General features: G+C 63.7%; 22 protein-coding genes and 3 tRNA genes. 12 read left to right on the forward strand and 13 right to left on the reverse strand.

Annotation, left to right across the window (positions count from 1 at the left end):
- Positions 1 to 783 (forward strand): SDR family NAD(P)-dependent oxidoreductase, encoded by a 783-nt coding sequence (locus tag CH274_RS23500; protein ID WP_094659077.1) that lies wholly within the window; start codon positions 1 to 3, stop codon positions 781 to 783.
- Positions 784 to 803: 20 nt separating this feature from the next.
- Here CH274_RS23500 and CH274_RS23505 read toward each other — a convergent pair whose 3' ends face one another.
- On the reverse strand, positions 804 to 1394 hold the full coding sequence (locus CH274_RS23505; RefSeq protein WP_094659078.1) for a GNAT family N-acetyltransferase: 591 nt from the start codon (positions 1392 to 1394) through the stop codon (positions 804 to 806).
- A 152-nt stretch (positions 1395 to 1546) separates the two neighbouring features.
- Between CH274_RS23505 and CH274_RS29810 the strand changes: the two genes are divergently transcribed.
- Entirely contained in the window at positions 1547 to 1675 is a 129-nt protein-coding gene (locus CH274_RS29810; RefSeq protein WP_254924416.1) for a hypothetical protein, read from the forward strand.
- Between the two features lie 133 nt (positions 1676 to 1808).
- Here CH274_RS29810 and CH274_RS23510 read toward each other — a convergent pair whose 3' ends face one another.
- The 5 genes from CH274_RS23510 to CH274_RS23530 all read right to left on the reverse strand — a co-directional run bounded on the left by CH274_RS23510 (position 1809) and on the right by CH274_RS23530 (position 5511).
- Positions 1809 to 2489: a hypothetical protein gene (locus tag CH274_RS23510; protein WP_094659079.1), complete on the reverse strand. Its 681-nt coding sequence runs from the start codon at positions 2487 to 2489 to the stop codon at positions 1809 to 1811.
- A 171-nt stretch (positions 2490 to 2660) separates the two neighbouring features.
- The gene (locus CH274_RS23515; RefSeq protein WP_094659080.1) at positions 2661 to 4280 is read right to left on the reverse strand and encodes a BCCT family transporter; all 1620 of its coding nucleotides are present in this window, start codon (positions 4278 to 4280) and stop codon (positions 2661 to 2663) included.
- Positions 4281 to 4410: 130 nt separating this feature from the next.
- Positions 4411 to 4483 (reverse strand) — tRNA-Arg (locus CH274_RS23520).
- A 50-nt stretch (positions 4484 to 4533) separates the two neighbouring features.
- Positions 4534 to 4623 (reverse strand) — tRNA-Ser (locus CH274_RS23525).
- A gap of 123 nt (positions 4624 to 4746) precedes the next feature.
- Positions 4747 to 5511, reverse strand: a complete 765-nt coding sequence (locus CH274_RS23530; protein ID WP_032395509.1) for a dienelactone hydrolase family protein — start codon at positions 5509 to 5511, stop codon at positions 4747 to 4749.
- Positions 5512 to 5604: 93 nt separating this feature from the next.
- Between CH274_RS23530 and hisC the strand changes: the two genes are divergently transcribed.
- Positions 5605 to 6657 carry a histidinol-phosphate transaminase gene (gene hisC / locus CH274_RS23535; protein ID WP_094659172.1) on the forward strand — a complete coding sequence of 351 codons (1053 nt, stop codon included), beginning with the start codon at positions 5605 to 5607 and terminating at the stop codon, positions 6655 to 6657.
- Here hisC and CH274_RS23540 read toward each other — a convergent pair.
- Both CH274_RS23540 and CH274_RS23545 read right to left on the reverse strand, forming a co-directional pair.
- On the reverse strand, positions 6646 to 7692 hold the full coding sequence (locus CH274_RS23540) for an alpha/beta hydrolase (protein WP_094659173.1): 1047 nt from the start codon (positions 7690 to 7692) through the stop codon (positions 6646 to 6648). The genes hisC and CH274_RS23540 overlap by 12 nt on opposite strands.
- 320 nt (positions 7693 to 8012) lie before the next feature.
- On the reverse strand, positions 8013 to 8216 hold the full coding sequence (locus tag CH274_RS23545; RefSeq protein ID WP_032395510.1) for a DUF3072 domain-containing protein: 204 nt from the start codon (positions 8214 to 8216) through the stop codon (positions 8013 to 8015).
- Positions 8217 to 8358: 142 nt separating this feature from the next.
- On the opposite strand from CH274_RS23545, the gene CH274_RS23550 reads away from it, so the two are divergent.
- Together CH274_RS23550 and CH274_RS23555 are read left to right on the forward strand one after the other, a co-directional pair.
- Positions 8359 to 8709, forward strand: coding sequence for an excalibur calcium-binding domain-containing protein (locus CH274_RS23550; protein WP_094631903.1), 351 nt, complete (start codon positions 8359 to 8361; stop codon positions 8707 to 8709).
- A gap of 78 nt (positions 8710 to 8787) precedes the next feature.
- Entirely contained in the window at positions 8788 to 9708 is a 921-nt protein-coding gene (locus CH274_RS23555; RefSeq protein WP_179275833.1) for a pseudouridine synthase, read from the forward strand.
- A 3-nt stretch (positions 9709 to 9711) separates the two neighbouring features.
- Here CH274_RS23555 and CH274_RS23560 read toward each other — a convergent pair whose 3' ends face one another.
- The 3 genes from CH274_RS23560 to CH274_RS23570 form a co-directional block, all read right to left on the reverse strand.
- Complete coding sequence (locus CH274_RS23560) at positions 9712 to 10707, reverse strand: GGDEF domain-containing protein (protein WP_094659082.1); 996 nt, start codon at positions 10705 to 10707, stop codon at positions 9712 to 9714.
- A gap of 119 nt (positions 10708 to 10826) precedes the next feature.
- A tRNA-Ser gene (locus tag CH274_RS23565) sits at positions 10827 to 10916 on the reverse strand.
- 59 nt (positions 10917 to 10975) lie between these two features.
- Positions 10976 to 11488, reverse strand: a complete 513-nt coding sequence (locus CH274_RS23570) for a MarR family winged helix-turn-helix transcriptional regulator (RefSeq protein ID WP_045198045.1) — start codon at positions 11486 to 11488, stop codon at positions 10976 to 10978.
- A 77-nt stretch (positions 11489 to 11565) separates the two neighbouring features.
- On the opposite strand from CH274_RS23570, the gene mgrA reads away from it, so the two are divergent.
- Both mgrA and CH274_RS23580 read left to right on the forward strand, forming a co-directional pair.
- Positions 11566 to 12600, forward strand: a complete 1035-nt coding sequence (gene mgrA, locus CH274_RS23575) for an L-glyceraldehyde 3-phosphate reductase (protein WP_094659083.1) — start codon at positions 11566 to 11568, stop codon at positions 12598 to 12600.
- 113 nt (positions 12601 to 12713) lie between these two features.
- Entirely contained in the window at positions 12714 to 13703 is a 990-nt protein-coding gene (locus CH274_RS23580; protein ID WP_094659084.1) for an NAD(P)H-quinone oxidoreductase, read from the forward strand.
- A 75-nt stretch (positions 13704 to 13778) separates the two neighbouring features.
- Here CH274_RS23580 and CH274_RS23585 read toward each other — a convergent pair whose 3' ends face one another.
- Entirely contained in the window at positions 13779 to 14984 is a 1206-nt protein-coding gene (locus tag CH274_RS23585; protein WP_032395644.1) for a cysteine desulfurase-like protein, read from the reverse strand.
- 176 nt (positions 14985 to 15160) lie between these two features.
- Here CH274_RS23585 and CH274_RS23590 point away from each other — a divergent pair, with 176 nt between their 5' ends.
- From CH274_RS23590 to CH274_RS23610, 5 genes are read left to right on the forward strand one after another with little or no spacing between them, the layout of a single operon-like run.
- Positions 15161 to 15745, forward strand: a complete 585-nt coding sequence (locus tag CH274_RS23590; protein ID WP_032395518.1) for a bacterial proteasome activator family protein — start codon at positions 15161 to 15163, stop codon at positions 15743 to 15745.
- A gap of 36 nt (positions 15746 to 15781) precedes the next feature.
- The gene (gene wzm / locus CH274_RS23595; protein ID WP_032395645.1) at positions 15782 to 16663 is read left to right on the forward strand and encodes a galactan export ABC transporter permease subunit Wzm/RfbD; all 882 of its coding nucleotides are present in this window, start codon (positions 15782 to 15784) and stop codon (positions 16661 to 16663) included.
- Between the two features lie 11 nt (positions 16664 to 16674).
- Complete coding sequence (wzt, locus tag CH274_RS23600) at positions 16675 to 17514, forward strand: galactan export ABC transporter ATP-binding subunit Wzt/RfbE (protein ID WP_045198036.1); 840 nt, start codon at positions 16675 to 16677, stop codon at positions 17512 to 17514.
- The gene (gene glfT1 / locus CH274_RS23605) at positions 17507 to 18409 is read left to right on the forward strand and encodes a galactofuranosyltransferase GlfT1 (RefSeq protein WP_094659085.1); all 903 of its coding nucleotides are present in this window, start codon (positions 17507 to 17509) and stop codon (positions 18407 to 18409) included. The genes wzt and glfT1 overlap by 8 nt, the downstream gene beginning before the upstream one ends.
- Before the next feature lie 52 nt (positions 18410 to 18461).
- Positions 18462 to 19325, forward strand: a complete 864-nt coding sequence (locus CH274_RS23610) for a TylF/MycF/NovP-related O-methyltransferase (protein ID WP_094631896.1) — start codon at positions 18462 to 18464, stop codon at positions 19323 to 19325.
- Here the strand turns inward: CH274_RS23610 and CH274_RS23615 are convergent, their stop codons facing one another.
- On the reverse strand, positions 19326 to 21218 hold the full coding sequence (locus CH274_RS23615) for a glycosyltransferase (protein ID WP_094659086.1): 1893 nt from the start codon (positions 21216 to 21218) through the stop codon (positions 19326 to 19328).
- Between the last annotated feature and the right edge of the window lie 20 nt (positions 21219 to 21238).

A 21238-nucleotide genomic window follows, 5' to 3' on the forward strand; every position in this document is an offset into this window, starting at 1 on the left:
ATGAACTTCGAGAACAAGACGATCGTCGTCACCGGCGCAGGAAGTGGCATGGGCCGAGTCGAATCGGAGATGCTGGCAGGCCGGGGAGCGAAGGTCTGGGTCACCGACATCTCGACGGCCACAGGTGAAGCCGTCGTGGCCGACATCCTCGATGCGGGCGGCCGGGCAGAGTTCTTCCAGCTCGATGTCACCGCACCGCAATCGTGGACGGCGCTGGCGAAGGCAATCGAGTCAACGGACGGTGACCTCGACGGACTGGTGAACAACGCCGGGGTCAGCCACCGAGCGGGTATCGAGGACACGACCGTCGAAGACTGGCACCGCGTCATGAACATCAATCTGAGCTCGGTGTTCTACGGAATGAAATCCTGTGCGCCACTTCTGAAACAAGGTGGCGGCGGTTCGATCGTCAACGTGTCCTCCATCGCCGGGATGCTCGGCTACTTCGCGGCAGGATACGGTGCCAGCAAATGGGGAGTGCGTGGTCTGTCCAAGGTGGGCGCGCTCGAATTCGCCGAGTACGGGGTCCGAGTCAATTCGATCCACCCCGGTCTGGTCGATACTCCCCTACTGCATTCCGGCTCATCGGCTTTCGTGGAGACCAGTCTGCGATCGGTCCCCGCAGGACGCGTCGCGGACGCCGACGAAATCGCAGAATCGGTCGCGTTCCTGCTGTCGGATTCATCGCGCTACATCACCGGCACCGAAATCGTCATCGACGGTGGACTGACGTCGGGCGGCATCTATCACCGCATCACCGACGAGTTGAAGGCGACCATTTGACACCTGCCACGCCGCGGCCGCTATGCGCGCAGCATCGCCCACACTTCGGGTCCTCCGTCGGGGAGTTGCACAGACCCGGTCACCCGGAATCCCAACCCTTCGTACAAGGCGAGGTTCGCTGTCGACGACGTCTCCAGGTAGGCCGGACAACCGTGCTCGCGGGCCTGCTGAAGACCGGGTTCGAGGACGGCGCGCCCCAAGCCCTGCCCTTGCACGGATGGATCGACGCCTACCGTCGCCAACAGCCACACCGACTCCGACGGCTTCAACGATTCGGTGGCTTCGTCTGCTCTTCGCGCGATATCGATGCGGTTACCATGCAATTGCTCGATGCGTTCGGCGACGGACTCGAATGCGTCTACTACGCCAACCGAAGACGGGGTGAGCCATACCGCCACCGCCGCAACATCATCGGAGACCCACACTCGGCCGCATCGCAAGCCGATCGTATCGAGATAGATGCGTTGCAGCGATGTCACCCGCTCGTGGTGATCATCGGCCGCGACGGTGTGCCGAGTGAACGGATAGTCCGAGAAAGCAAGGCCCAGTGACTCGGCAGCACGGTCCACGTCTGCCGGAACTGCAGGACGAATTGTCGGTTTCGCATTCACATGCGACAACTCTAGCTACAACCCGATGGGTTGCATCGATGCGCCGTCCCACGCGCCGTTGAAGAGCCGAAGTATGTCTCGGGCCCTGTGCTGTGTCTCCACCGGAACGCCAGGTTGCCTCCCCTTCACCTCGCATGTATCAAGGTGTGGCGATGGAACCCATGCCACCGGTCGACTACGTGGAGCAGTCGACTTCGGGAGCCGAAAAGCGCAAGCAGCGTTGGTGGCGCGTGTTTTTCGGATGCATGGTGATCTATCAGTTCATTGCCTTCGTCGTGTAAACGTCGGGTTCTGGTGGGTGGCTCTGACGAGTGTTGCCCTGTGCGGATTGTACGAACTCCTGTGGGCCGTGCTCAACCGCTCCAACTCCCGCAGGAGGTAGCCGTTGAGTACGGCCGATCGAATTGCAGGAAGTCAGCGCTTGGATCGCTCGCCGATCACGGACGCGGCTGCCCCGACGACGAAGACGAGCGCCGTCAGCAGGATGTTCGACCACAAGCTGAAGCGGCTGTCGAATGTAAGCGTTTGTGGCACAAGATTCTCCACATTGTAGAGATTCGACACCAGACTCGCCGCGACGGCCGCGACTCCTACTGCGACCACTCCTCGCGACCGCAGAGCAACGCCCCAGACCAACACCGCTACCGACATGATCAACAGCGGAAGAAGTCCATGAATCGTCAAGTTGCCCATGTAGAACAGCAGTCCGCCCTGCACGACAACGACCGTGGCAACACACAATCCAACACTGACCGCGAGCCAGACACGAACGCGCAGTTCGGTGCCCGATCTACGTTCACTCCACGTGCAGTAGAGAGCGACTGCCCCGATGCACACGGGCAGTGCAATCAGCCAATAGAGACCCGCTGCCGGTGATGCGAGATACGCAGATCCACCGAACCACATCGGACTCGATACCGACTCCCCGGAACCGAACGGCTGCCGAACGTAGAACGGCAGCGCGCCGATGAACGTCACCGCGATGATCAACAGCGGGACGGACAACCGCGCGGGCACGGCATGCGGTCGAGGATCGGCCCCGACCCCGCCCAGCCGACCGCGTTCGCTCGAGATTCTGTCCGGTCGATCGCTCACGCGCCCTCCCTCGAAGGTCTCAGCAAACCCTACGCCCGGTTTGTTTCGATTGTCCACGTATCTGCCGAGTCGGCCGCACACGCCGCGCACAACGACAGAGCCCCGAACCGCATCGCTGCAGTTCGGGCCTCGTCGTCCCTACGCCGAAGGGATTGAGATCTCGAGCGGCCCCTAAGCCACCCTGTCTTTCTTGCGGTGAGGTGGCGGGTTCAGAATCATCGGATCGTTACTGAGGTCCCGGTACAACGAGACACACAACCCGATCATGACGACCACGAAGGGTGCCGCTGCAATGATGGTCATCGTTTGGAGGCCGTTGAGCGCGTCGGAGCCTCCGGTCCACAGGATGATCGCCGCTGTTGCGCCGGTCAACGTGCCCCAGAACACCACAACCCACTTGCTCGGCTCGAGCGTTCCGCGCTGCGACAGCGATCCCATCACCATCGACGCCGCGTCGGCACCGGACACGAAAAAGATACCGACGAGCACCATGACGAGAACGGTCGAAATGCCGAACAGGGGCAGGTTTTCGAGCATTCCGAACAGCTGCGACTCGGTGCTGTCGCGGGTCGCGAGGTCGATGCCGTCCTGCTGTTCACCGATACCGGCACCGCCGAAGATCGCGAACCACACCAGTGACACAGCACTCGGGATCAGGATGACACCGACGATGAATTCACGAATGGTGCGGCCACGGCTGATGCGCGCCAGGAACATTCCGACGAACGGGGTCCACGAGATCCACCACGCCCAGTAGAAGATGGTCCACGACGAGAGCCACGAAGCCGTCTCGGGATCCGAGTTCGCCGCCGACCGGGCGGACATGTCGAACAGTTGAGACGCGTAGTCGCCGATACTCGTCGGAATGATGTTGAGGATGAACACAGTCGGGCCGACGACGAACACGAAGATGGCAAGGACCAACGCAAGCACCATGTTGGTGTTGGAGAGCCACTGAATGCCCTTGGAGACGCCGGACACCGCCGATGCCACGAACGCCAGAGTCAACAACGCGACGATGGCGACGAGCAACAGTGTGCCGCTCTCACCGATCCAGCCGACCACCTCGAATCCGGAACCGATTTGCAGCGCACCGAGTCCCAGCGATGCTGCAGTACCGAACAGCGTCGCGAAGATGGCCAGGATGTCGATGATCTTGCCGATCGGGCCTTCGGCGCGGCCACCTATCAAAGGAATGAACGCAGAGCTGATGAGTTGCTTGCGACCGCGGCGATACGTGCCGTACGCGATGGCCAGGCCCATCACCGCGTAAATGGACCACGGGTGCAAACTCCAATGGAACATGGTGGTGGCCATGGCAGTTCCGACGCCACCGCCCGTTCCCGGAGGCGGTGTGACGAAGTGAGTCAGTGGCTCGGAGACACCGTAGAACATCAGGCCGATGCCCATGCCTGCACTGAACATCATCGCGATCCAGCTGACGGTCTTGAATTCGGGCTTCTCGCCGTCTGCACCCAGCGGGATACGTCCGAACTTGGACACCGCCAGATAAAGCGAGAAGATCACGAACCCGGTGGCGGCGAGGATGAAGAGCCAGCCGAGGTTGGTCACGAGCCAATTCAGTGTCGAGGACGAGACGGACTCGAGATTGTCCGGCACCACCAGGCCCCACACGATGATGGCAACCACAACGACGGCTGCGACGCCGAAGACCACTCTGTCGAGTCGAGGCGGGCGGATGGCGGAGGTCGACGTCCCGTTCTGCCCGGCGTCGACCTCGTGACGGTCAGGGTCGGAAGAGCCGACCGGGATGTGAGTTCGGGAAGTCATAGATGCCCAGGTAACGCCGTATTTCGTCTGTTGGCAACTCGGAACACCGAGTCGTACCTGGGACGTGCCGCGACCACGCCGACGAAAAAGCCCCGAACCGCATCGCTGCAGTTCGGGACTTTTTCTTCTGTGCGCCCGAAGGGATTCGAACCCCTAACCTCTTGATCCGTAGTCAAGTGCTCTATCCGTTGAGCTACGGGCGCATGTTCAGTTATCCAACTGGTCTAGCAGAACGGTAACGATCTACCGTTCGTGGCGGAGGCGAGAGGATTTGAACCTCCGGTCCCGGTGAAAGGACAAGTCATTAGCAGTGACTCCCATTCGGCCGCTCTGGCACGCCTCCTAGGCTGCCGGCCCTCTCGGACCGCCGAGGAAAGAGATTACACACGGCAAAGGCCAGAAGGCAAAACGGCTGGTCGACGCCTCCGGTTCGCGCGGCGTTCGCGTAGAAGTTGCTTGTTGCTCTTCAGCGCATGAAGCTGTCGAACCAATCGAAGATTCGGGTCTGCGCGTCGACGAGCGCGGCCGCTGCGGGGTCGCTGTGATCGGAACTGCCGGGTTGTTCGCGGGGATGATCGGCTCGGTGCTTCAAGCCCGAATAGCTGACGACGTTCGTGGCCACTGAGGCACGCGTGGCGGCGTCGCGAAGGGCTTCGATGTGATCCGGTGGGGTGTGGGGGTCGTCCTCGCCGTAGAGACCGAGCCAGGGGGCCTGCAGCTTGGGTGCGGCCTCGACCAACGCGACCGCGTCGGAGTTGAGCGGCTCGACGATGCCCGCTGCCGCAACACTGACCGCCGCCCCGACCGGACGACTGGTGGCCACGATCAACGCTGCCGTACCTGCATCGTCGAACCCGATCACCCCGACACAATCGGGGTAGACACCGCGCTGGACGAGCCAGTCGGAGGTGGCGTCGAAGTCCGCGAAGAGGTCGTCTCCGAAAACTTCCTTCTCGTCGCCGTGGCCTCGATGGAACAGGTTCGGCGCGACGGCGAGCCAACCTTCCAACGCCAGTGCACGGAGGAGGTCGAGCAGAGACTCGGGCACCTCACGCGCCTCGTGCAGTACGACTATTCCGCCGCGAGGTGGTCCATCGGGTTCGACGGCGGTCAGCGGTACTTTTTCCTGCGGGGGAGATTCGTGCGCGGACGTATCCACCTCGTCGTCCGCGCCGATGGTCGGCGCGGTGGCGGAACGAAGGACTGCGGCGTCGCTGAAGATTCCCGACATACTTACCGAAGATAGGACGATCTGCCCCGCCGCGCACAGCAATATCACGGACGCGCAGAAGTCAACCCCGAACCTGGGCGCATAATGGCAGCCGTGACCGCGCGCATCCGCCCCGACCTCGACGCCATCCCCGCCTACGTTCCCGGCCGCACCTTTCCTGGTGCGATCAAACTGGCGAGCAACGAAACGACGCAGGGACCGCTGCCGAGCGTGCGCGACGCGATCGCGGAGGCCGTCGGCGGCGTCAACCGCTACCCCGACAATCGAGCGACCGCCCTCGTCGAGTCACTGGCGAAGAAACTCGGCGTTGCGACGGAGAACGTCGCTGTCGGAAGTGGTTCCGTCTCGCTGTGCCAGGAGGTCGTTCAGATCACCTGCGGCCCCGGCGACGAAGTGCTGTTCGCCTGGCGCTCGTTCGAGGCGTACCCCATCGTCACCAGCGTCGCAGGCGCGACACCCGTCTTGGTTCCGTTGACCGCCGACCATGTGCACGATCTCGACGCGATGCTCGCCGCCGTCACCGACCGCACCCGGCTGATCTTCGTCTGCAACCCGAACAACCCGACCGGAACCGTGGTCCAGCGCGAGAAGCTCGAAGCGTTTCTCGACGCGGTGCCGTCGAACATTCTCGTGGTCCTCGACGAGGCCTACTTCGAGTACACCCGACCCGACGCAGGCAATCACACCGACGGAGTGGAGTTGGCACGCGGACGACGCAACGTGATCGTGCTGCGGACGTTCTCGAAGGCCTACGGACTTGCCGGCTTGCGAGTGGGTTATGCGGTGGCCGATCCCGAGGTGATCACGGCGTTGTCGAAGGTGCGGATCGCATTCGCCGTCAGCACCGTGGCACAGCAGGCGGCGGTGGCGTCGCTGGAGGCGTCGGCGGAGCTGCTGGCCCGGACCGATGCCCTCATCGTGGAACGGGACCGGGTACGAGACGCTCTCGTTGCGGGCGGCTACGACGTCGGCGCATCACAGTCCAATTTCGTCTGGCTGCCGCTGGCCGAACGCTCGGGTGAATTCGCCGCTGCTGCAGCCGAACAGGGCGTACTGCTGCGCGCCTACGGAAACGACGGAGTGCGGGTCACCATCGGCGACCCGCACGAGAACGACGCGTTTCTGAAGTTCGCTCTACAGCCCTAGCGCGCGCTTGAGCGTAGGCCAGGATTCGCGCAGGTCGTCCTGCCAGTACGGCCACTGATGGATGCCGTAGGGGCGGTAGACAACCGTCGCGGGGATGTCCAGCGACCGGAGTCGAGTATCGAACACGGTCGTGCAGTACAGCGCGGCGGCTTCGAGTGGTCCGCCCATCAGCGCACCCTCGACTCCGCTACCACCGGGGCCGAGCTCGTACGGACCGGGCAGGCCGGTGCCGACGGACAGATAGACGTCCTTGCCGCGGAGTGCTTCGGCGTTACGTGACGGATCGTGCTCGACCCACTGGGGATCGGTGTTCTCGCCCCACATGTTGGTGGCATTGCCGCCGTTGGTGGCGACGGTGGCGCGCACCGCATCCTTGAAGTTGGTCTGCGAATTGTCGTAGCAACCGCTCAGTCCGGCGACGCCGGTGTACAGGCTGGGGTGACGGGTGATCAGGTCCATCGCGGCCTGGGCACCCATCGAGACACCCGAGATCGCGTTGGTGCCGTTGCCGTTGAAGCGCGCATCGATCAGCGGCGGCAGCTCCGACGTCAGGAACGTCTCCCACTTGTTCACACCGAGCACCGGATCCGGAACATTCCAGTCGGTGTAGTAACTGCTCGATCCACCGACCGGGAGCACGACGTTGACCTGCTTGTCCGCGAAGAAGTCGACGATGTCGGTCTTCTGCGTCCAGGTGCTTTCCTTGTAATCGGATTCCTTGCCGGCACTCACACCGTCGAGCATGTAGAGCGTCGGACGTGACACCGCCTGCGCGGCCGGAAGAAGAACCTGAACCTGGATGGCGCGGCCCATGGCAGGCGACTCCACCCACACCGCTGCGCGGCGGTCGGTCAACATGTCCACACGATCGATCCGTGCCGATGCCAGAGGCAGGGACTGAGCTGTGATTCCGGGAGCCACACCGCCGCCATCGGAACTGCCGGTACCGGGGAGCGGCTGCGCCCCGGCGAGACCCGACCCCAGCAGCGACACTGCCAGAGCAGTTCCCGCTACTGCCAACACTCGGCGGTGCATCAGATTGCCCATCCTCCCCCGGCGCACCCTCACGGGGCGCAACACGAACAACATCCGTCACTCAACGTACCCACCGATATGCGCGCACGCTAAAGCTGTGGGTTCGCTCACAATAGCCGCGCACATGCAGGTCCAAAAGTCCGCGTGATCCTTTGTTACATGTACTCGAGACAGAACGGTCTACCTGGTCGGATGCCCTCGTGGACACACTTTCCACGAGGGCACTCGATGTGACATTCGGTGGACTTTCGGGGGGTCGATGTCACATCGAGTGGACCTCTGGGGGTCGATTCACATCGAGTGGACCTCTGGGGGTCGATTCAGCCGCGGCCGGTTTCGCCCTGCAACTTGTCGATCATCTCCGAAGCCTGCGCCTTGTTGAGACCCTCGGGAACTTCTTCGCCGGCTTCCTGCGCAAGGGTGCTCAGGTAGCTCTTCTGTGGGCCGGTCATCGGCTCGTCACCGGTGACCCAATCGTCGGGATCCTTCTCGGGGTTCTGGTTGACCTGCTCGTTTTCGCTCATACGTTCGTAGATACGCCGAATCGGCAGGTTCCAAACACGCTCGGGTTTTGCTGGTCGCGACGTCGATCACCCGAATGACTTGATTGACAGTTCAATAAATGGTCGAGGATGCTCCAGATCACACCCCCTCGATTGGAGCCTCATGAAGACGAAGAATCTGCTGGTCAAGCTCGGCATCAGCGGCGCTATCGCTGCAGCCGTCCTGGTGTCCGCACCGGCCGTCGCCTCGGCCGATCCGATCACCGATTTCCTCTGCAACAGCGGTTCGGCTCAGTTCTGCCCGGTGCTCCCACCGCCTCCGGCCCCGCTGGCGGCACCCACTCCTGCACCACAGCCTCAAGGTGCTCCTGCCCCGGCACCCCAACAGGGCGGCGCCTTCCAGTACGAGAACTGCGATGCGGCCCGCGACGCCGGTGCCGCTCCGGTCTATCGGGACGAGTACGGCTACGGGCCTCATCTCGATCGCGACGACGACGGCATCGGCTGCGAATAGCGAATTCGCACTCGTGCAGGCAGAAGACACCGTTTCGTCTGCTCGAGTGCGATCTCGGCGGGCGGATACGCTCACTCGGTGAGACGACGCCAGCAACCACCCCTGGCGAAGCGGCACGGTCTCGATCCCGCCCGACTCCGGATGCCGGAGGACGGAACCTGGCGCACCGTCCGCGACTTTCTCACCGCCACCGAGTCACGGATTCCTCCAGAACGGATCGACGCCATGTTCGCGGCCGGTGACATCGTCGACATGACAGGCCCCATCGCACCGGATGCACCGTACGTTCCCGGTGAGGCGGTCTGGTTCCACCGCGATCTGCCGTCGGAAACCGTTGTGCCCTTCGATATCTCGATCGTGTACCGCGACGACGCGCTGCTGGTGATCGACAAGCCCCACTTTCTTCCGACCATCCCCCGCGGCGGCCACATTCTGCAGACCGCGCTCGTGCGATTGCGTCTCGAACTCGACCTGCCACAACTGGTGCCCGCTCACCGACTCGATCGCGTCACCGCGGGCCTGGTCCTGTTCGTCGTCGATCCGACCCTGCGCGGCGCATATCAAACGCTCTTCCAGGATCGAAAGGTCCACAAGGAGTACGAGGCGATCGCTTCGTACGACCCCACACTGACCCTGCCCACCGCCGTTCGCAGCCGAATCGTCTCCGAGAGAGGACAATTCACGGCCCACGAGGTGCCCGGAGAACCCAACGCGCACACCACCGTCGAACTACTGGAGCATCGAGACGGACTCGGTCGCTATCGATTGACACCGTCGACCGGTCGCACCCATCAACTGCGATTGCACATGAATTCACTCGGTGTGCCCATCATCGGTGACGATCTCTACCCGACGGCCACCGGCCGAGCCGTCGACGATTTCACCGATCCACTCCAATTGCTCGCCAGTGCAATCGAATTCACGGACCCGATCTCGAAGGCAATCCGACGCTTCGGGACCGGACTGGGCCTCGAGCGTTGGGAGACCGGGATACGTTGACGTTCAGAGTCGATCCGATCTGTCGGGTTCGGTCGAGTGAACGCCCCGTTTGGCCTCGAGCAGTCGAGCATCCGCCCGGGCCAGAAGCGAGTCCATGGTGTCGCCGCGCGAACTCACTGCCGAACCCGAGGACCAGGCACTTGAGGTGAGCGCCTGCAGACGACCCACCAGCCCGTGCGTGCTCTCCTCGTCGACTCCGGGCAGGATGATCGCAAACTCGTCTCCGCCGATGCGCGCGACGACGTCGGACGCACGAAGGCCGCGCCGAACCTCGGTGACGAAACGGGCCAGCACCCGGTCGCCGGCATGGTGCCCGTACTTGTCGTTCACCAGCTTGAAGCGGTCCAGATCGATCATCACCAACGCCAGAGGTGCCCCGGACTTCGCCGCCCACCGCAGGTAGTGACTTCCGTTGCGCTCGAACCCGATCCGGTTCACCGCCCCGGTCAGCGAGTCCGTCTCCACCTGCCTCTGCAAGCGGCGGTAGAGATAGCTCGCAGCTTCCAGACAGAACAGCGACGCGAGCATCAGATTGAGCCAGGTGACCGTCAGCGATCCACTGGGGCTGAGCGCCACGCCTATGCCGGACGCCGCAATTGCCACTCCTGCAACCGACCTGGCGATCAGACGACGAAAGAACCACCCGAGATAGCACGCGAGCAGCGGATAGAACACGAGGTTGTTGACCGCGACGATTCCTTGGGTCGATGTGGCCATCTGGACCGATGTGACGCAGATGAACAGAACGCAACCCAGCAGAGCAATGCTTCGCGGAAACCTCTCACCCATCGCCGCCGGGATGAGAACCACGACAACGGCGACAGCTGTCCACAGCCACGTCCACCACTGACCGAGAACACCAGGAATGGACGTGACGGCGTCGAGCACGCCACTGGCAGCCACGACCGCTGAGGCGAGCGAGGTGACGTTCGCGAACGGTGGATTGGTCCACAAACGCGTCTTCAAGTGCAGCAACGGTCGACTGCGGCGCGTCCTCATGGCGACAATTGTGAGCGCATAGGAAGGAACCCGCCGACCGGGGCGGCCTCGACGCCTCGTCCCGAGCAAACAGAACCGGCCCACCCTCGCGGGTGGACCGGGATCGAACGACGAACTTGTGGCGGAAGCGGAGGGATTTGAACCCCCGGACGCCTTTACACGTCTCTCGCTTTCAAGGCGAGTGCATTGGGCCGCTCTGCCACGCTTCCGTGTGCGATCTTAAACGGCCCGGCGGGCCGAGGCCCAATCGCCCCTCGTCGTCCGCCTCTCATCGTCGCGGTGTGGAACCGGACGCGTCCATCGCGGCGTCGACCTTCTCGAAGATGTCTCCGAGCACCTCGAGTTCGTGGGGCGAGAGAATGTCGATGAGGTGCCGACGGACGCTGCGGACGTGGGTCGGTGCCGCCTCCGCCAATCGCCGACGGCCTTCCTCGGTGATCACCGCGAGCACGCCTCTGCCGTCGTTGACGCAGGTACTGCGAGTCACCATGTCCTGGAGTTCCATTCGCCTGATCTGATGCGTCAGGCGACTTCTCGAGGACAGGACGCCGTCGGCCAGCTCACTCATTCTGATGGAGCCGTCGATCGATTCCGACAACATCACCAGGATTCGGTATTCCGCCATCGACAGGTCGTGGCGATCCTGCAGATCCTTGTTCAATACCCCCATCAATCGTTGCCCGCCGTCCATATAGGCGCGCCATGCTTTCATTTCCGCAGTGTCGAGCCACTGCGGGTCCCCCCCGGGACCAATGGCTAATTCGGCCGTCACGCGTGTCATCTTAGGCAAGAAATCTACCGGCGAGTAGGTTGACGCGGTTCGAGGCCCAGTTCGGTGCAGCGCCCTATGGTCGAGGTATGACCGATCCCAACATCGACCCGCCGTACGTCGCCGCCGCCGATCGCTACGAGTCCATGCTCTTCCGGCAAGTGGGGTCCCGCGGGCCGAAGCTACCGGCGATCTCACTGGGGCTGTGGCACAACTTCGGTGACGACGTACCGCTGATGAACCAGCGCGCGATCCTGCGTCGCGCATTCGATCTCGGTATCACGCACTTCGATCTGGCCAACAATTACGGCCCGCCGTACGGCAGCGCGGAGAAGAACTTCGGCCGCATCTTCTCCGAGGATTTCGCCGGGTATCGCGACGAGCTGATCATTTCCAGCAAGGCCGGCTGGGACATGTGGCCCGGCCCCTACGGCTTCGGTGGCTCTCGGAAATACCTACTGTCCTCGCTCGAGCAGTCGTTGACGCGGATGCGACTCGAGCACGTCGACATCTTCTACAGCCACCGGCCCGACCACGACACCCCGATCGAAGAGACTGCAGGCGCACTGATCAGCGCTGTCCAGCAGGGCAAAGCGCTGTACGCGGGCATCAGCTCGTACAAGCCCGAGGGCACGCAGAAGATGGCGGACCTCCTCGCCGACGCGGGCGTTCCCCTGCTGATCCATCAGCCGAGCTATTCGATGGTCAATCGGTGGATCGAACCCGAACTGCTCGACACCCTCGATGCCGTCGGCGCAGGCGTCATCGCCTTCTCGCCTCTGGCCCAGGGCATGCTCACCGACAAGTACCTCGACGGCGTTCCGTCCAATTCGAGAGCAGCGCAGGGCAAATCGCTGAATCCGGACTGGCTCACCGACGACCACATCGGGCACCTCCGGGCGTTGAACGACATCGCCTCGACTCGCGGCCAGTCCCTCGCACAACTCGCCCTGAGCTGGGCACTGCGCGACCCGCGCGTGACCTCGGTACTGATCGGCGCATCGAGCGTCGAACAGCTCGAGAACAACGTGGCGGCGCTGCAGAACCTGGACTTCACCGATGCCGAACTCGCCGAGATCGACACGCATGCCGAGGACTTCGGAATCAATCTCTGGGACCTGTAGGTGCCTGCGGCAGTGGTGCGGGCGAGTGCCCTCTGGGGCACCTAACCGCACCACTGCTCATCTTGGTCGTGCCGCAGGCTCCACTCCTGCCGCCGGAGGCGCACTATGGAGACATGCGTGCCATCACACTCAGAGAATTCGGCGACCCCGACGTCATGGAATGGACCGAGGTTCCCGACCCACGTCCGAGCCGCGGGCAGGTGATCGTCGACGTCTCGGCCACCGCCGTCAACCGTGCCGATCTCATGCAGCGTCAAGGCAATTATCCGCCGCCCCCGGGTGCCAGCGACATTCTCGGACTCGAATGCTCGGGCATCATCTCCGAGCTCGGCGAGGGCGTCAGCGATTGGAACATCGGCGACAGGGTGTGCGCCCTGTTGGCCGGCGGTGGGTACGCCGAGCAGGTCGCCGTACCCGCCACCCAGCTTTTTCCCATCCCCCAGGGCCTCGATCTGCATGTGGCAGCAGCACTTCCCGAAGTCGCATCCACAGTGTGGTCCAACCTGGTGATGGATGCACACATGCGCTCGGGCCAGGTACTGCTCGTCCACGGTGGTGGTAGCGGAATCGGAACTCACGCAATCCAATTGGCCAAGCAGATGGGCGTCACCGTCGCCGTCACCGCCGGCTCGAAGTACAAGCTGGACATGTGCGCAGACCTCGGAGCCGACATCCTGATCGACTACAAGAACCAGGACTTCGTCACCGAGATACGTTCACAGACACAGGATCACGGTGCCGACCTGATCCTGGACAACATGGGAGCGAAGTACCTCGACCGCAACATCGACGCCTTGGCCATGGACGGCACCGTCGTCACCATCGGCATGCAGGGCGGCGTGAAGGGCGAGCTGAACTTCGGAAAACTCCTCGCCAAGCGTGGCTCGGTGCACGCAGCCGGGTTGCGTGGCCGCCCCGAAACCGGGCCGTCGAGCAAAGCGAACATCGTCGCAGACATGACCGCACACCTGTGGCCGATGATCTCCGAGGGACGCGTCACCGCCGTCGTGCACGCCGAGATCCCGATAACCGAAGCAGCGCAAGGACATCGAATGCTCGACGAGGCCGAGACCATCGGGAAGGTGATCCTGCGCGTGCAGTGATGTGCGCCTCAGGTCGTGCATAGAAGTTCGTAGCCCACTACGAACTTCTATGCACGTGCGGCGGAGCCGCTCCCGCTAGAGCGCGAGAGCGGACAGCGCAGCCTGGAGCTGATCGATCTCGTAGCGGGTGGTGTACGGAGCCAGACCGATGGTGACGGCACCACCCTCGTCGTTGACGCCCAGTGCGTCGAGCAACCGACTGCCACCGTGGACTCCGCTGACACTGCCGATTCTGGCCTGCGCGAGTTGCTCGGACACCTTCACCGCGGGAACACCATCGACGGTGAAGCTCAAGGTGGGAATACGCGTCGGCGCATTGCCGAGCACCATGACGTGGTCCAGGGATTCGAGCGCCTTCATCAGGTAATCGAACAGGCCGTCGTGGTAGTGCTGCAGGGATCCGATCGACAGCTCGAGGCGCTCGCGACGCGTCCCGGTCGCTGCGTCGTCGAGATTGGCCAGATAGTCGATGGACGAGACCACACCCGCCAACAACGCGTACTGATGCGCGCTGACCTCGAGCCGCTGAGGCCCCTTCGCCGACGGGTTCAGCGACATCGAAGGCAACTGTTCCAGGAGCGTCGGATCGCGGAAGATCAGCGCACCGACCGACGGCCCGCCCCATGCGGCGGTGTCGATCGCGACGACGTCGGCTCCGAGTTCCTTGATGTCGACGTGGGCGTAAGGGGCCGCTCCGGCAGCGTCGACCACGATCAGCCCACCGACCTCGTGCACCAGATCCGCTGCGACCCGAACATCAGGTGCACTGCCGACGATCGGCGACGCCGCAGTGACCGCGACGAGCCGAGTGGTCGAGGTGATGAGGTCATCGAACTGCCACGTGGGCAACTCGCACGTATCGATTTCGACCTCGGCCCATCGCACGTGCGCGCCGGATCTGCTGGCGACCCGCAGCCACGGCGCGACGTTCGCTTCCTCGTCCAGTCGCGAGAGCACCAAGCCGGTTCCGAGCCCCAGCCGCGAGCTCATCGAATCCGCGAGCCAGGACAGCAGCGTCGCGCGGTCGGGACCGATGACCACACCGGACGGATAGGCACCGACGAGATCGGCGATGGCGACGCGAGCGGATTCCAGTAGAGCTGCGCTGCGCTTGGCCGCGGTGTTGCCGGCCGAATGATTGGAGGCACTGTGCCGGAAAGCGGTGGACACGGCGGTCGACACGCGGTCCGGGATCAGCATGCCCAGCTGAGGGTCGAGATGAATCCACCCGTCGCCGAGCGAGGGGATGGACCCTCTCACTCGCGCGACGTCGTAACCCATGCCGGACACTCTAAGCGCCGACCGGTGCAGCATGTGTTCCACGTCCTGTTTCGCCAGGGAACGGTTGCCCACCTCGCACGCTCGATCCTCCCGGCCTCCACTTGTTCCCGACGACCGAACCAGGATAATCGCCCCAGACGATCGCGCAACGGCGAGCGAGGCGTAAAGATGGATATATGACTCAATCCGAGCCGAACAGTGCGCCCGACGACCACGTTGTTGTGATCGGCCCCAACGGAGAACCGCTCGCCCTGAGCCGCGAGGAAGCGACGGCCGCTGCGGCCCGCGCCGCCGGATCCTCCACGAACGATGGATCGGACGATGGATCCGGCCTGTCGGAGATGGTGGAGCAGCCGGCGAAGGTGATGCGTATCGGCACGATGATCAAGCAGCTTCTCGAGGAAGTGCGCGCCGCACCGCTCGACGACGCGAGCCGGACGCGGCTGAAGGAAATCCACAAGTCCTCCATCCACGAACTCGAACAGGGCCTGGCACCGGAGCTCCGCGACGAGCTCGAGCGCCTGGTACTGCCCTTCGGCGACGACGTTGTCCCCACCGACGCGGAACTGCGCATCGCGCAGGCTCAACTCGTCGGCTGGCTCGAAGGCCTGTTCCACGGCATCCAGACGGCCCTGTTCGCTCAGCAGATGGCCGCGCGAGCTCAACTCGAACAGATGCGGCAGGGCGCGTTGCCTCCCGGCGTGATGGGCGCTCCTGGTGGCGCAGGTCACGGTGGTAGTGGCACCGGCCAGTACTTGTAAAGAGTCGACACCTGTGAAGAGGTAGTGTCGACCGTCGTGTCGGCACCAGCGAAGGATCCCGAGAGCGAGGCAGGAGAACAGATGCCTGCTCCGGTTTCGGACTCACAGACTTATCGGCGCGCGTTCGGCGACCTCAGAACCGGTTTCGCTCAGCGCGAGCTGTGGCTGCATCTCGGCTGGCAGGACATCAAGCAGCGGTATCGCCGATCGGTGATCGGTCCGTTCTGGATCACCATCGCCACCGGTGTGCAGGCGATCGCCATGGGCCTTCTGTATTCGGTACTCCTGGACATCGACCTGCGGTCGTTCCTGCCGCACGTCACCGTCGGTCTGATCATCTGGAACCTCATCAGTGCCGCGATCCTCGAAGGCGGAGACGTCTTCGTCGCCAACGAGGGTCTGATCAAACAGCTACCCAGTGCGCTGAGCGTGCACGTCTATCGCCTGGTGTGGCGTCAGCTGCTGCTGCTCGGCCACAACATGCTGATCTACGTGATCATCATCGCGATCTTCTGGCCCGAGGGCGGGCTGCACTGGACCGTGGTCTTCGCGATCCCGGCGCTGGTGCTGATTCTGCTGAACGCGATATGGGTGTCGATCCTGTTCGGCATCGTCGCCACCCGCTACCGCGACATCGCCCCGATCCTCGGCAGCTTCGTCACGCTGATGTTCTTCATGACACCGATCGTCTGGACCACCTCGGGACTCGAGTCGATGGGCGGTGAGGCTGCGAACCGCGCCAAGCTCGTCGAGATCAACCCGCTCTTCCACTACCTCGACATCATCCGAGCCCCCCTGATCGGCGAGGATCAGCAGGCGTACCACTGGTACATCGTGCTCGGCTTCACCGTCGTCGGATGGGCGCTGGCCATCGTCGCACTCAAGAAGTACCGGGCCCGCGTGCCCTACTGGGTTTAGGGGTATTCGAGTTGTCCATCAGCATCAGCACCCATGACGCGTGCGTCGACTTCCCCATCTTCGACGCCAAGACGCGGTCTCTGAAGAAGGCGTTCCTCGGCAAGGCCGGTGGCGCGATCGACCGCAACTCCTCCGACGTCGTCGTCGTGGAAGCACTCAAGAACATCACGATGAACCTGAAGGACGGCGATCGCGTCGGACTGGTCGGTCACAACGGTGCGGGCAAGTCGACGCTGCTGCGTCTGCTCTCGGGCATCTACGAGCCGACGCGGGGCAGCGCCACCATCCGCGGCCGCGTCGCGCCGGTGTTCGATCTGGGCGTCGGTATGGACCCGGAGATCTCCGGCTACGAGAACATCATCATCCGCGGCCTGTTCCTGGGTCAGACCCGCAAGCAGATGCTCGCGAAGATGGACGAGATCGCCGACTTCACCGAACTCGGTGACTATCTCGACATGCCGCTACGCACGTATTCGACGGGCATGCGCGTGCGCGTCGCGATGGGCGTGGTCACCAGCATCGACCCGGAGATCCTGCTGCTCGACGAGGGCATCGGAGCCGTCGACGCCGAGTTCATGAAGAAGGCGCGTCATCGGCTGCAGGAGTTGGTGAAGCGCTCGGGAATCCTGGTGTTCGCCAGCCACTCCAACGAATTCCTGGCTCAGCTGTGCGACACCGCGATGTGGATCGATCACGGCCAGATTCGCCAACAGGGCGGGATCGAGGACGTGGTGCGGGCGTACGACGGTGATGACGCGGGAGACCACGTCGCCCAGATCTTGAAAGAGATCGAGCGGGAGGACGCAGGAGTGAAGCCTGCGGAACGACCAGAGGATACGGCCGGTGGCTGACAAGATCGTCGGCGTCATCGTCACGCACAAGCGGCGTGAGTTGCTGGCACTGTCGCTGGACGTGATCGGCGCGCAGACGCGTCCGCTCGACCATCTGGTCGTCGTCGACAATGCCGATGAGCCCGCTGTACGCGAACTGGTGGAGTCGATCGACCTGCCGACGACGTATCTCGGCTCGCAGCACAATCTCGGCGGTGCAGGCGGGTTCGCGCTCGGGATTCTGTATGCGCTCTCCCTCGGCGCCGATTGGGTGTTTCTCGCCGACGACGACGGCCGCCCCGAGGGCCCGCAGGTACTCGAGACTCTCTACGACTGCGCCATCACACACGGACTCGACGAGGTCTCCCCCGTCGTCTGCGACATCGACGATCCGGACCGATTGGCCTTCCCGTTGCGCCGTGGCGTCGAATGGCGTCGGCTCCGGTCCGAATTGATCGACCCGGCGAACCCGGACGACGATCTTCTCGGAGGCATCGCATCGTTGTTCAACGGCGCTCTGTTCAAGGCGTCGACGATCGATGCGGTGGGCGTGCCGGATCTGCGCCTGTTCGTCCGCGGTGACGAGGTGGAGGTGCATCGGCGACTGCAGCGCTCGGGCCTGAAGTTCGGGACCTGCCTCACCGCCGCCTACGTCCACCCGAACGGGGCCGAGGAGTTCAAGCCGATCCTCGGCGGCCGGATGCACACGCAGTACCCGGAGGACGCGACCAAGCGCTACTTCACGTACCGCAACCGCGGCTACCTGATGTCGCAGCCAGGTATGCGAAAGCTGCTGCCGCAGGAGTGGATTCGCTTCACCTGGTTCTTCCTGATCACCACCCGCAACCCGAAGGGTCTGGCCGAGTGGTTCCGGCTGCGCGGGCTGGGGCGTCGGGAACACTTTCGTCGACCGTAGAGCCGTCCACCATGGGGTGCGCGCACCCGCGTGATACCGCTACCGTGTGCCCATGACGGAACCTCGGAAGCTCGCTGATCGCATCAAGTCGTCGGCACGGGAGAAGCTTCAACGAGCGATCGGCGAGGTTCTGGCTCAGCAGACCGCCCAGCTGGCCGAGCAGACCAGCGATCAGCAGGCGAAACTGCTCGACGTCCTCGAACGCCAACGACGCGAGATCGACGATCTGCACGCGTTCATCCGCGGTCTCGAGATGCGGATGCGTCGGGACATCCCGTACGCCTCCGACGTCGAAGCCGCCGCCCAGAGCGCAGAATTCGCCGAAGAGATGATGCCGCAGGCCCCGACGTTCCTACGGCCGCACGCGACGCTGCGCTTCGCCCTCGGCGAGGTCTCCATTCGCGGTATGGCACTCGAGTTCGGCGTCGCCAGCGGGACGACGCTCGAGATCATCGCCGAGGAGTTGAGCGCGCGGAAGGACATCACCGTCGTCGCCGGATTCGACGTCTTCTCCGGCCTACCCGAGACGTGGCGCACGGGCTTTCCGAAGGGCCTGTTCGAGCAGGACACCATCCCCGAAGTGCCGGGCGCGCAGATCGTCCCCGGCCTGTTCGAGGACTCGCTGCCGGGCTTTCTGAAGGGTCACCACGAGAAGTTGGCGTTCCTGCACCTCGACGCGGACCTGTACTCGTCGACGGTCACCGTGCTGGATCTGGTGGCCGATCGACTGGCTGTTGGCACCGTCATTGTGTTCGACGAATACTTCAACTTCCCCGGCTGGCGCAACCACGAATACCGGGCGTGGACGGAATTCGTCGCACGCACCGGCACCGAGTTCGACTACCTGGGCTACACCGCCGACAACGAACAGGTCGTCGTCCGTATTCGCACGGCCCCGAAGGTCCGCGCGAACTAGCTACTGCCCGTACAGGCGAGCCCAGTTCTCTCGGCTCGTGAGCTGCGGCACGGCGGCGCGGTAGGACGCGGCGACCGTCGGCGTCTCGGTGCGCAGACGCTTGAGTGCGGTGACGCCGCGCTTGAGCAGTTCGGTCGCATGCGCCTTGTTGCGCTTGCGAACTCGGACGCCCTCCTGCGAGCGATCGGTGACGATGGCGTGGGAGAACAGCGACACGTGCCACCAGTGGGCATCGTCGGCCGAGATGGCGACCGGGCCCGGATTCACGGTGCCACGCCACTGATTGAGCACGCGCTTGGCCAGGACCGCGAACTCCATGCTCTTCTTCGGATGCGGACCGGCGGGAGTGATGAACATATCCGCCGGACGCACACCCGGAACGTCATTGGCGTTGTGCCGCTTGGTTTCTCCGTAGGCAGCCCGCTCGCGCCGGATGGAACCGGCAGCGTCCATTCCGCCGTCGAGCAGATAATCCGGACCGGCCAGGAAGTCCTCGACGGCCTTGATCAGCGTGTACGCCATGCCGTACTGCATCGACACCAGGTAACGCAGCAGATCGGTGAACAGTTGCTTGGCGAGCGCATTACCGTCGAGTTCGATGTGCAGGGCGGCGGTGATCATGCCGTTGCGCAGGTTGAAGTAGCGGTGCCACTCGTCCCAGTCCTTCCACGCGAAGTCGGCATGCCACACAGCTGCGCCCGGGAGCGTCACGGTGGCGAATCCGTTTGCACGCGAGCGGTATCCGTACTCGATGTCGTCCCACTGGAAGAACAGCGGCAGCGGGTAGCCGACCTGCCCGACGATCTCGGACGGGATGAGGCACGACCACCAACCGTTGTAGCCTGCGTCGACCCGGACGTCCTGCTGACGCTTGCGCTTGAACGCACTCTTGTCCGAGATCGCGTTCTTGACGTGCACTCCGGCTTCGAGCTTCTGCAGGTTCGCCACCTCGGCACCGACGTGCACGCGATCGGGGTGCAACAGGTACAGCATCTGGGCGCCGATGATCGCCGGCTCGACGGTCATGTTGGCGAACGAGTTCATGCGCACGATCGCCTCGGGTTCGCACAGCACGTCGTCGTCCATGAAGATCACATTGGCCGGGTCGCCGCCCTTACCCTGCACCTCGTAGAGCCCGCGGGTGAATCCACCTGCGCCGCCGAGGTTGGGCTGAGTGATGTAGACGAGCTTGCTGCCGAGCTCCGCCGCGACGCGCTGGAACTTCTCGCGCGTCTGCACCTGATCGGTGCCCTGATCGACGACGTAGACGTTGTCGACCCCGAGCAGGGCGATGGGATCGTCGGCCATGGCAGCGACGGTGTTGGCACAGTCGTCGGCGCGGTTGAACGTGCAGATCACCACCGAGGTGGGACGCAGCTTCTCCGGCGCGGCAACGGTCCATTCCGCATCCTGCACCGACAATTCGGTCGAGGTCGTGGTGAAGCGGACGTACAGCGCACCGCCGTCGAGGAACTGCGTGGTGGCGACGGGGACGGCCACCTGAGTCGACGCGTTCGCGGAATCGACCGTTGTACTGGCCATCGTGCGCTCGTGGCCCTTGTAATCGGTGGCCACCAGATCGATCCGACCGGCACCGGCGACGCTCGCCCGGAACACCACCTCGGTGACGGTGGTCCACCGCTGCCAGTAGCTGGCCGGGAACCGTCCGAAGTAGCTGTTGGTGTGCACCACGCTGCGCTTGGCGATCCGAACGCCCGTACGGGTGCGCTCGGCGTTGCCCTTGCCGACCGAGCTGTACATATCGGCACTGACCAGGGGCGACGGACCGTCGAACAGCAGTCTCTGGACTGTCAGTTCGGGCTCGCCGTCACCGCCGGCAACAGCCGACGAATTCGACGCGGAGCCGAGACGATCGAGAGCAGTGCCGTCCATACCGAGAAGTACCCCATCCA

The sequence above is a fragment of the Rhodococcus sp. 06-418-5 genome, from assembly GCF_002258285.1.
GTDB lineage: Bacteria > Actinomycetota > Actinomycetes > Mycobacteriales > Mycobacteriaceae > Rhodococcoides.